Consider the following 10,870-nt stretch of genomic DNA (forward strand, 5'->3'; position numbering starts at 1 on the left):
CAGCCCGCGGTAGAGCGGGTCACGCTCGGCGCTCTTAGAACGCCGACCGCAGGCCGGTGTGCTGCGGCGGTATCGGGTGGCCGTGCTGACGCTGGTACAGCGTCGGGTGCAGGGCCGCGGCCGCTTGGCGGCGAACCACCGTGATCCGCTGGGGCGCGCCGCCGCGCTGTTCCCAGAACGCCGCGACGACCGCCGCGAACGCCGAGATCGCCTCGACGGAGGCGGCGACGATCTCGTGCACCGTGTCGAAGCCGGGCCGCTCGCCCACGGCGGTCACCGTGGACGCCGGGGCGGGCAGACCGAGATCGCTCAGCAGCGCCCGCCAGTCGCCGGCAGGGGTACCGCCGGAGACGGCGGCGATCCCATCGGCGGGTTTCGCGGTCGCGGGCTCGGTCATGGCGAGGTCCGGGGGCAGGTGACGAAGCCGCTGGAGCGCATGCGATCTCCCCCTTTCTCATTAAATGATAGTTAATATCGCAAATCTGAGAGGTAAGGAGATGCCACGTCAAGAGGCCCTCTTTTGCGGAACCTCCCGGCCCGTGACCCCGTTACGCGTGATGTGTACCGTTTTTCGGGGAATGTCGCCGCGCTCACGAGGGTTGAGTCGAGTAGGCTCAAGTCGTTTGACAAAGACGACGCAAATCCGTAGCTTGAGTCCAACCGACTCAACTTTGACTACAAGGACGTACTCATGGCACGTGCGGTAGGTATCGACCTTGGGACGACCAACTCCGTCGTCTCGATCCTCGAGGGCGGTGAGCCCACCGTCATCGCCAACGCGCAGGGCTCGCGGACCACGCCGTCCGTGGTCGCCTTCGCGAAGAATGGCGAAGTCCTGGTCGGTGAGGTCGCCAAGCGGCAGGCCGTCACCAATGTAGACCGGACGATCCGCTCGGTGAAGCGGGAGATGGGCACCAACTGGTCCCAGGAGATCGACGGCAAGAAGTTCTCGCCGCAGCAGATCAGCGCGTTCGTGCTGCAGAAGCTGAAGCAGGACGCGGAGGCGTACCTGGGCGAGAAGATCACCGACGCGGTGGTCACGGTCCCGGCCTACTTCAACGACGCCCAGCGCCAGGCCACGAAGGAGGCCGGCACGGTGGCGGGCCTCAACGTGCTCCGCATCATCAACGAGCCGACCGCGGCGGCCCTCGCCTACGGGCTCGACAAGGAGCAGGACCAGACCATCCTGGTCTTCGACCTCGGTGGCGGCACCTTCGACGTGTCGCTGCTCGACGTCGGCCAGGAGGACGGCCACGGCTTCGTCGAGGTCAAGGCCACCTCCGGCGACAACCACCTGGGCGGTGACGACTGGGACCAGCGCGTCGTCGACGAGCTCGTCAAGCGCTTCCAGAACGCCCACGGCGTCGACCTGGCCAAGGACAAGATGGCGCTCCAGCGGCTGCGTGAGGCCGCGGAGAAGGCCAAGATCGAGCTGTCCAGCCAGTCCGAGACCAACATCAACCTCCCCTACATCACGGCGTCGTCCGAGGGTCCCCTGCACCTCGACGAGAAGCTGACCCGCTCGGAGTTCCAGCGGCTGACGGCCGACCTGCTCGAGCGGACCAAGGGCCCGTTCCACCAGGTCATCAAGGACGCCGGGATCAAGGTCTCCGACATCGCCCACGTGGTGCTCGTCGGCGGCTCGACCCGCATGCCGGCCGTCTCCGAGCTCGTCAAGGAGCTGACCGCGGGCAAGGAGCCCAACAAGGGCGTCAACCCGGACGAGGTCGTCGCCATCGGCGCCGCCCTGCAGGCCGGCGTGCTCAAGGGTGAGGTCAAGGACGTCCTGCTGCTCGACGTGACCCCGCTGTCGCTGGGCATCGAGACCAAGGGCGGCATCTTCACCAAGATCATCGAGCGCAACACGACGATCCCGACGAAGCGCTCCGAGGTCTTCACCACGGCCGAGGACAACCAGCCGTCGGTGCAGATCCAGGTCTACCAGGGCGAGCGTGAGATCGCTTCGTACAACAAGAAGCTGGCCACGTTCGAGCTGACCGGCATCGCGCCGGCGCCGCGCGGCATCCCGCAGATCGAGGTCACCTTCGACATCGACGCCAACGGCATCGTCAACGTCTCCGCCAAGGACCTGGGCACGGGCAAGGAGCAGACGATGACGATCACCGGCGGCTCCGCGCTGCCGAAGGACGACATCGAGCGGATGATGCGCGAGGCGGAGTCGTACGCCGAGGAGGACAAGAAGCGCCGCGAGGAGGCCGAGGTCCGCAACAACGCGGACGGTCTGGCCTACCAGACGGAGAAGTTCCTCCGCGAAAACGACGACAAGGTGCCCGGCGACATCAAGACCGAGGTCAACGACGCCCTCGCCGAGCTGAAGAAGGCTCTGGAGGGCACCGACACCGACGTCATCCGCACCTCGGCCGAGAAGCTCGCCACCGTCAGCCAGAAGATGGGTTCGGCGATCTACGCTCAGAGCCAGGGACAGCAGGGCGGCGAGGGCGCTCCCCAGGACGCCACGGCCGACCAGCAGGACAAGGCCGACGACGACGTGGTCGAGGCCGAGATCGTCGACGAAGACCAGCCGAAGAAGGACAAGTGATGCCGCCGCGTGAAAACGGGCACGAGGAGCCGGTGATCCGCGACAACCGCAAGATCGACCCGGAGACGGGGCAGGTGCGCGACACCGCGACCGGGCAGGCCGCCCAGCCGCAGGAGCCCGCCGCCGAGCCGCAGGACGGCGAGCCGGTCGCCCAGCTCGCCGAGCGGACCGCCGACCTGCAGCGACTCCAGGCGGAATACACCAACTACCGCAGGAGAGTGGAGCGCGACCGGGTCGCGGTCCGCGAGCAGGCCGTCGCCGGGGCGCTGGCCGAGCTCCTGCCTGTGCTCGACGACATCGGAAGGGCTCGCGACCACGGCGAGCTGACCGGCGGCTTCGCGAAGGTGGCGGAGTCGCTGGAGGCCGCGGTCACGAAGCTGGGCCTCAGCTCCTTCGGCCAGAAGGGCGACCCGTTCGACCCGACGGTCCACGAGGCGCTGATGCACAGCTACTCGCCCGAGGTGACCGAGCCGACCGCGATCGAGGTGCTGCAGCCTGGATACCGGATGGGTGAGCGGGTGCTGCGCCCGGCGCGGGTGGCCGTCGCCGAGCCCGAGGACGCGCCTCCCGCGTCCGATGACGACGACAACTGACACGAGGACGAAGGGCCGTAGATGAGCACCAAGGACTACCTGGAGAAGGACTACTACGCCGTCCTTGGTGTGCCCAAGACCGCCACCGCCGACGAGATCAAGAAGGCATACCGCAAGCTGGCCAGGCAGTACCACCCGGACACCAACCAGGGCGACGCGACCAAGGAGACCAAGTTCAAGGAGGTCTCCGAGGCTTACGACGTCCTGTCCGACAGCAAGCGCCGCAAGGAATACGACGAGGCGCGCACGCTGTTCGGCTCCGGGGTGGGCGCGCAGCGGGCCGGCGGCGGTGGCGGTTTCCCGTTCGACTTCGGTGACCTGTTCGGCGGCACCGCCGGGCAGAGCACGGGCGGCACGGGCGAGCGCCTCGGCGACCTGTTCGGCGGGTTGTTCAACCGGGGCGGCGCCACCCGCACCACCACCACGTCCAGGCCGCGGCGTGGCCAGGACATCGAGTCCGAGGTCACGCTGACGTTCACCGAGGCCGTCGAGGGCACCACGGTGTCGCTCAGGCTGACCAGCTCGGCCGCCTGCACGGCGTGCAGCGGCACCGGCGCCAAGGCGGGCACGACCCCGAGGGTCTGTCCCACCTGTGAGGGCACCGGCGCGGCGAGCCGCAATCTGGGCAACTTCGCCTTCTCCGAGCCCTGCCGCGACTGCAAGGGCCGCGGGTTGATCGTGGACGTGCCCTGCCCCGTGTGCGAGGGCAGTGGCCGGGCCAAGAGCACCCGCACCATCCAGGCCCGCATCCCCGCCGGGGTGGCCGACGGCCAGCGCGTCAGGCTCAAGGGCAAGGGCGCGCCAGGCGAGAACGCCGGTCCCGCGGGCGACCTCTACATCCAGACCCACGTCAAGACGCACCCGGTGTTCGGCAGGTCGGGTGACAACCTCACGATCACGGTACCCGTGACGTTCACGGAGGCCGCGCTGGGGGCCGAGATCAAGGTGCCGATACTCAAGGGCATGCCGGTCACGCTGCGCATCCCCCCGGGCACGCCCAACGGGCGTACGTTCCGGGTGCGCGGGCGTGGCACCGCCCGCAAGGACGGCACCAAGGGTGACCTGCTCGCGAGCGTCGAGGTCACCGTGCCGAAGACGCTCGACGACAAGTCGCGCGAGCTTCTCTCCGAGTTCAACACCGCGACAGCGGGCGAGGACCCGCGCGCTGAGCTCATTCAGCGAGCCAGAAGCGAGTAAGCCGATGGACGCCAACTATTTCGACCTGTCCGACGACACTCCCGTCTACGTGATTTCGGTGGCCGCGCAGCTGTCGGGGCTCCACCCGCAGACGCTTCGGCAGTACGACCGGCTCGGGCTGGTCAGTCCAGGGCGCACGGCGGGGCGCGGCCGCCTCTACTCGACACGCGACATCATCCAGCTCCGCGAGGTGCAGCGGCTCTCCCAGGAGGAGGGCATCAACCTCGCGGGCATCAAGCGGATTCTCCAGCTCGAGAACGAAGCTCTGCGGCTACGTGAGGAGGTTCACCGCCTGCGTGCCGAGATGCGGATGGTCAGAGCGCTGATCCGCTACGAGCTGCCACCGGGGGCCTGAAAGACATGGACTACAAGCTCACCCAGAAGAGCCAGGAAGCTCTTTCGGGGGCCATGCGGCGCGCCGCCGCGGAGGGCAACCCCGAGATCTCCCCGGCTCACCTGCTGACCACGTTGCTCTCCCAGACGGGCGGCACGGCCGTCCCGCTGCTCGAGGCCGTCGGCGCCGACTGGCGCACGCTGCGCGCCCGTGCCGAGGAGCAGCTCGCGGCGCTGCCGAAGGCGCAGGGCGCGACGGTCGGGGCGCCGTCGAGCTCCCGCCACCTGCTCACGGTGATGAACACCGCCGCCCAGCACGCCAACCGCCTCGAAGACCTCTACGTCTCCACCGAGCACCTGCTGGTCGGCCTGGCCGCCGACGGCGGCCAGGTGGCCGAGCTGCTCAAGTCCCAGGGCGCGACGCCGCAGGCGCTGCTCGACGCCTTCGAGAAAGTACGCGGCCACGCCCGCGTCACCAGCGAGACCCCGGAGGACACCTACCAGGCGCTGGACAAGTACGGCGTCGACCTGACCGAGCACGCCCGCGGCGGCAAGCTCGACCCGGTCATCGGCCGCGACTCCGAGATCCGCCGCGTCGTCCAGGTGCTCAGCCGCCGCACCAAGAACAACCCGGTGCTCATCGGCGAGCCAGGCGTCGGCAAGACGGCGGTCGTCGAGGGCCTGGCCCAGCGCATCGTGGCCGGCGACGTGCCCGAGTCCCTGCGCAACAAGCGGCTGATCGCGCTTGACCTGGGCGCGATGGTGGCCGGAGCCAAATACCGCGGCGAGTTCGAGGAACGGCTCAAGGCCGTGCTCTCCGAGATCAAGGAGAGCAACGGGCAGATCGTGACGTTCATCGACGAGCTGCACACCGTCGTCGGCGCGGGGGCCGCCGAGGGCGCGATGGACGCCGGCAACATGCTCAAGCCGATGCTGGCCCGCGGCGAGCTGCGCATGATCGGCGCGACCACGCTCGACGAATACCGCGAGCGCATCGAGAAGGACCCCGCGCTGGAGCGCCGCTTCCAGCAGGTCTACGTGGGCGAGCCCACGGTCGAGGACACGATCGCGATCCTGCGCGGGCTCAAGGGCCGCTACGAGGCGCACCACCAGGTGCAGATCGCCGACAGCGCGCTCGTCGGCGCCGCGGCCCTGTCCGACCGCTACATCACCAACCGCTTCCTCCCCGACAAGGCCATCGACCTGGTCGACGAGGCCGCCTCGCGGCTGCGCATGGAGATCGACTCCCGGCCGGTGGAGATCGACCAGCTCCAGCGCAACGTCGACCGCATGAAGATGGAGGAGCTGGCCCTTTCCAAGGAGACCGACGACGCCTCCGTCCAGCGGCTCGAACGCCTCCGCCAGGAGCTGGCCGACCGCCAGGAGGAGCTCAACGCCCTCGTCGGCCGCTGGGAGCACGAGAAGGCCGGGCTCAACAAGGTCGGCGAGCTGAAGAAGCAGCTCGACGAGGCGCGCGGCGCCGCAGAACGGGCCCAGCGCGACGGCGACTTCGAGGCGGCGTCCAGGCTGATGTACGCCGATGTGCCGCGGCTGGAGCAGGCGCTCAAGGCCGCCTCCGACGCCGCGCCGCCGGACAACGCCATGGTGAAGGAGGAGGTCGGCGCCGACGACATCGCCGAGGTGATCTCCTCGTGGACCGGCATCCCGGCCGGGCGGCTCCTGGAGGCGGAGACGGCCAAACTGCTGCGCATGGAGGAGGAGCTGGGCAAGCGGCTCATCGGGCAGCAGCGGGCCGTACAGGCCGTCTCCGACGCCGTACGCCGCAGCCGGGCCGGCATCGCGGACCCGGACCGGCCCACGGGCTCGTTCCTGTTCCTCGGCCCGACCGGTGTGGGCAAGACGGAGCTGGCCAAGGCGCTGGCGGAGTTCCTGTTCGACGACGAGCGGGCGATGACCCGCATCGACATGAGCGAATACTCCGAGAAGCACAGCGTGGCCAGGCTCGTCGGCGCGCCTCCCGGTTACGTCGGCTACGAGGAGGGCGGCCAGCTCACCGAGACCGTACGGCGGCGCCCGTACACCGTGGTGCTGCTCGACGAGGTCGAGAAGGCGCACCCCGAGGTGTTCGACATCCTGCTGCAGGTGCTCGACGACGGCCGGCTGACCGACGGTCAGGGCCGCACGGTCGACTTCCGCAACACGATCCTGATCCTCACCTCCAACCTGGGCTCGCAGTTCCTCGTCGACCCCAAGCTGGAGAACGGCGCCAAGCGGGAGGCCGTCATGGGGGCGGTGCGCAACTCGTTCAAGCCGGAGTTCCTCAACCGGCTCGACGACGTGATCCTCTTCGACGCGCTCGGCTCCGAGGAGCTGACCCGCATCGTCGACCTGCAGGTCGAGCGCCTGGCGCGGCGCCTGGCCGACCGCAGGCTGACGCTGGAGGTCACGCCGGCGGCCCGCGAGTGGCTGGCCCTGACCGGCTACGACCCGCTGTACGGCGCCCGCCCGCTGCGCCGCCTCGTCCAGTCCGCCATCGGCGACAAGCTGGCCAAGGCTGTGCTGTCCGGGGAGGTCGTCGACGGCGACAAGGTCATGGTCGAACTCGGCGACGACGAGCTCATCGTCCAGCGCGGCTGACCCCGCTCCGGCGCTGGTTTCCGGACCCGCCACAGTGCGCACCATCGGGCCCACCATCGGGCCCACCACTGGGCTCGTCACTGGGCCCGCTTCCTGGCCCGCGGACCGTTCGGGTTCGCGGGCCGCGGCGTGTCATGGCGTCCGGCCCTCCGCTCGTTAAGGTTCGGCCCACTCTTCGGACAAGTCACATTCCCGTGGCCGGGCGTGTGACTACGTTCGGCGTTCTGTCGGATCACCGAAATGATCAGGGGGACGTGACATGCCATCTCAGAAGCTCCGCTGCCTCGCGGTCGCCGCTCTGACCGCGGGTGTCAGCTGGACGGTCGTGAGCCCCGCTACGGCGGCCCCGTGCGATGACAGGGAACCCGCGCTGCTCACCCACACCTCCGTCGCCTCCCACTGCGGCGCGCACGCCGAACTGCGCGGGACCGAGGGCATCCACGCCGGCGGCCGGATGGTCACCACCGAGGGCAACAGGCTCGCCATGGCCACCGGTGAGCTGGCCAGGCACCTGGGCCTTACGGGGCTGGCCACCGCCAAGAGTGTCATGGGCGTGGCCGACCTCGGCGGAGTGGCGGCGACCTGGGCCATGCCGTCACCGGCCGCGGCGTCGCCGGGAGCGTTCAGCGCGAGCTCGACCGGTATGCGCGACCTGTCGACCGTGGCAGGCATCCCCGCCCTGCCCGCCCTTCCCGCGCTGCCTGCTGTGCCCGCCGCGGTGTCCGCGCTGCCTGTCCTGCCCGCCGTGCCGTCGACGCCACGGGACGGCAAGCCGTCGTCCGGCCAGTTCTCCGTACACAATCGCATCGCCGGCTCGGTCATCCAGTCTCCGCTGGACCTCCAGAAGCCGGTACGCGAGGCCGGGGCGGACCTCGTCGGCGTCCTGCTGCCGAAGGCGGTGGAGAGCGTCGAGGGCACGTCCATGCTTCCCGGCGGCGCTCCGATCGCCAACGGCTTCACCGGCCTCGCCCACAGCCTCGGCCTCCACTGAGCGGCCTGCCTCCACAACCAGGCGCGGCAGGTCCCCACGAAGACAAGGCATAACGCGCCCGAGGCTTACGCGGGGACGGCCCGGCCGGCGGGCACGCGAAAGCGCCGGTCGGCGAGCCGTCCACTGGACGTGCCGAACGGCGGCGAGCCCCCGACCCGATCCGAGCCGGAGCCCGGTCAGCCCCCGACCCGATCCGAGCCGGAGCCCGGTCAGGACCCGACCCGATCCGAGCCGGAGCCCGGTCAGGACCCGACCCGATCCGAGCCGGAGCCCGGTCAGGACGCCGGTCCGAGCCGGTGCCCGATCTCGGTCAGACCCGATCCAGGCCGGATGCCCCATCAGAGCCGGGACCTGAGCCGGTCAAAACCGGATCCGAACCGGATGCCCCATCCGAGCCCGGATCGGGACCCGGTCCAAGCCGGGGCCCGATCCGGGTGGGGTCGGTGGGAGGGTCAGGAGACGAGTTCGTCGAGTTCGTCTTCTGGCAGTCCGAGGTCGACCCTGATCCGGTACCGGGTACGCAGGACCGCGCCCTGCTCCGGATCGTTCTCGTCGCACCCCAGCACCGCCTGGGTGGCCCACTCGAGCCCCCCTCGAAGGTCGCCGTACGCGACCAGCGTCTCCGCGATCGTATGAGCGGTCGCCGTGGAGACCCCGCCCTCAGTGCGTATCGTCTCGATGACCTCCCTGGCCTCATCGGGCCTTTCGAGTTCGAAGAGCGTGTCGGCGATGCCGGCACGCGGGTCGAAGCCCGCCTCGCCACCGTCCTCGACGGCGCGCTGGAAACACTCCATCGCGCGTCCGGGCTGGCCCGCCGCTCGCCATTCCTCGGCGGCGAGGACCAGGATGGATGCCCTGGAGACGTCGCCGGACGAATAGCCGAGCGCGACGTCGTATAGCCGACTGGCCAAAGAACTGTGGTCGTCGGCCAGAAGGGCCTGCTCAAGCAGACGATCAAGGTGCTCACGGGTCACATGCGCCACACCGCGAGACTACCGAGCCACTCGGGCGTTTGCCCCGTCAATGCGCATCGCCGGTCACCCACAAATTCGGTAACGTCTTGTCCATTCCCGCTCGCAATGTGCGTGTCTACGCACGTCAAAGGGCATATATGAGTCGCTTTGCGTCCCCGCGAGCGAAGGGGCTGTGATGGGCATGTCCAAGCAGATGACCTTCATGCTGGCCTGTGCCGTCGTTCTGTCGGCCCTCGTTCCGGGCGTGGCCGGGTATCTCTCGGCCCGCTGGGAGGCCATAGAATCGGCAGAACGCAACCTGCACGCTCTGGAGGCCCGGCTGCACCTGCGCCAGGCCAGAGACGCGCACCCCGTGTCGTACCCGGCGCCGTGTCTGCGTACGCCGATCATCCCGCGGACCCATCAGGTGCCCGCGACCGCACTCGGCGACCACCGGCGCTGGCTCCGCGACCTGCCCGGCTGGGTGCCGGAGGGAGTGCTGCAGGAGCTCGACAGCGTGGGCTGACCCCCGGTCAGCCGAGCGGGGACCAGGACCGGAGCTGCCGGGACAGGAACCCGCGGATCAGGTGCTTGGCCGCGTCGATGATCTCGGGCGAGCCGTCGGGGTCGCGGCGGAAGGCCAGTTTGAGCACGGCGTCGCCCGCCTCCACCGCCACCAGCACGGCCAGGTCGAGTCTCGGGCTGTCGGCCAGCCCGAACTCCTTCAGCAACAGCCCGCGCAACCGCCCGGCGATCACCGTGTTGTTGTCGGAGTCGGAGTCGAGCAGGTTGAGGTCGACCGCGTCGCCGAAGTGCAGGCTCTTGAAGCCGGCGACCGTCCTGTGCATGTCGACGTACTCGTCGATGATCGCGTCGACCGCTTCCCACCAGCCGCGGTAGTCCTCTTCGAGGAACCTGTTGCCGACTCTGCGGACGAACTCCTCGACGTTGCGCCGGGTGAGCTCCTGGGTGATGGCTCGCTTGTCAGGAAAGAACTGGTAGACGGATCCGATCGCGACGCCCGCCCGCTCGGCGATGCGCGTGGTGGACAGGGCGTCGTAACCGCTCTCGTCGAGCAGCTCGGCGCACGCCTGGAGCATCCGCTCGACGCGCCGCGCGCTGCGGCGCTGCGCGGGTTGCCGCCTGAGAGCCTGGGGCTGGGCGCATTCGTCATCCATTTGCGGCGAAGACACGGATTCATCTTCTCCTGTACGCGCGCTCATTACCCGCCGATTCGCGGATTTCCCGGCGCTCCGCCCCACCGGGCCACCACGCGCATCAGCCCAGGCGAAATTCTGGACAGGGCATAACCGATTTTCCCCTCGGGGTTAACCGCCACGACGGTTTGATTCCTGTGCACGGCACGGAGAATGTGCGCGGCCACCCGCTCCGGCGGGTACGCGCGCCGCGCCAGCCTCCGTACGGCCTCCTCCCGCAGATCGACCCCCCGGTACGTGGCATTGCCCGCGATGGGCGTGGAGACGAACCCGGGGCAGATGACGCTCACCCCGATCCCGTGCCCCGCCAACTCGGCCCGCAGGCAGTCGCCGAGCGTCTTCACCGCCGCCTTCGACGTCGAGTACGCGGGCAGCAGCCGAGTAGGCGCGAACGCGGCCAGGGAGGCGACGTTGACGAGGTGCCCGCC

11 protein-coding genes are annotated in these 10,870 nt (G+C 69.4%); 7 read left to right on the top strand and 4 right to left on the bottom strand.

All coding sequences use genetic code 11. The features are described 5' to 3' along the window. Positions 1-34: 34 nt before the first annotated feature. Positions 35-397, bottom strand: coding sequence for a hypothetical protein (locus tag ITP53_RS34615; protein ID WP_195899668.1), 363 nt, complete (start codon positions 395-397; stop codon positions 35-37). Positions 398-691: 294 nt separating this feature from the next. On the opposite strand from ITP53_RS34615, the gene dnaK reads away from it, so the two are divergent. The 6 genes from dnaK to ITP53_RS34645 all read left to right on the top strand — a co-directional run bounded on the left by dnaK (position 692) and on the right by ITP53_RS34645 (position 8,272). Continuing rightward, positions 692-2,560: a molecular chaperone DnaK gene (dnaK, locus tag ITP53_RS34620; RefSeq protein ID WP_195899669.1), complete on the top strand. Its 1,869-nt coding sequence runs from the start codon at positions 692-694 to the stop codon at positions 2,558-2,560. Beyond that, positions 2,560-3,153, top strand: a complete 594-nt coding sequence (gene grpE, locus ITP53_RS34625) for a nucleotide exchange factor GrpE (protein WP_195899670.1) — start codon at positions 2,560-2,562, stop codon at positions 3,151-3,153. The genes dnaK and grpE overlap by 1 nt, the downstream gene beginning before the upstream one ends. A gap of 21 nt (positions 3,154-3,174) precedes the next feature. Then, the gene (dnaJ, locus tag ITP53_RS34630) at positions 3,175-4,350 is read left to right on the top strand and encodes a molecular chaperone DnaJ (protein WP_195899671.1); all 1,176 of its coding nucleotides are present in this window, start codon (positions 3,175-3,177) and stop codon (positions 4,348-4,350) included. Between the two features lie 4 nt (positions 4,351-4,354). Beyond that, on the top strand, positions 4,355-4,705 hold the full coding sequence (locus tag ITP53_RS34635; RefSeq protein ID WP_195899672.1) for a heat shock protein transcriptional repressor HspR: 351 nt from the start codon (positions 4,355-4,357) through the stop codon (positions 4,703-4,705). 5 nt (positions 4,706-4,710) lie between these two features. Then, complete coding sequence (gene clpB, locus ITP53_RS34640; protein ID WP_195899673.1) at positions 4,711-7,281, top strand: ATP-dependent chaperone ClpB; 2,571 nt, start codon at positions 4,711-4,713, stop codon at positions 7,279-7,281. Between the two features lie 259 nt (positions 7,282-7,540). Beyond that, positions 7,541-8,272 (top strand): hypothetical protein, encoded by a 732-nt coding sequence (locus ITP53_RS34645; protein WP_195899674.1) that lies wholly within the window; start codon positions 7,541-7,543, stop codon positions 8,270-8,272. A 452-nt stretch (positions 8,273-8,724) separates the two neighbouring features. Here the strand turns inward: ITP53_RS34645 and ITP53_RS34650 are convergent, their stop codons facing one another. Further along, on the bottom strand, positions 8,725-9,183 hold the full coding sequence (locus tag ITP53_RS34650; protein ID WP_236051486.1) for a tetratricopeptide repeat protein: 459 nt from the start codon (positions 9,181-9,183) through the stop codon (positions 8,725-8,727). Positions 9,184-9,427: 244 nt separating this feature from the next. On the opposite strand from ITP53_RS34650, the gene ITP53_RS34655 reads away from it, so the two are divergent. Further along, entirely contained in the window at positions 9,428-9,751 is a 324-nt protein-coding gene (locus ITP53_RS34655) for a hypothetical protein (RefSeq protein ID WP_195899675.1), read from the top strand. Positions 9,752-9,758: 7 nt separating this feature from the next. On the opposite strand, the gene ITP53_RS34660 is transcribed toward ITP53_RS34655, so the two are convergent. Together ITP53_RS34660 and ITP53_RS34665 are read right to left on the bottom strand one after the other, a co-directional pair. Next, positions 9,759-10,403, bottom strand: a complete 645-nt coding sequence (locus tag ITP53_RS34660; RefSeq protein ID WP_236051487.1) for a TetR/AcrR family transcriptional regulator — start codon at positions 10,401-10,403, stop codon at positions 9,759-9,761. Positions 10,404-10,447: 44 nt separating this feature from the next. Further along, on the bottom strand, positions 10,448-10,870 hold a 423-nt coding region (locus ITP53_RS34665; protein ID WP_195899676.1), incomplete at its 5' end, for an SDR family NAD(P)-dependent oxidoreductase.

The sequence above is a fragment of the Nonomuraea cypriaca genome (genome assembly GCF_015645445.1).
In the GTDB taxonomy this organism is placed as follows: domain Bacteria; phylum Actinomycetota; class Actinomycetes; order Streptosporangiales; family Streptosporangiaceae; genus Nonomuraea; species Nonomuraea cypriaca.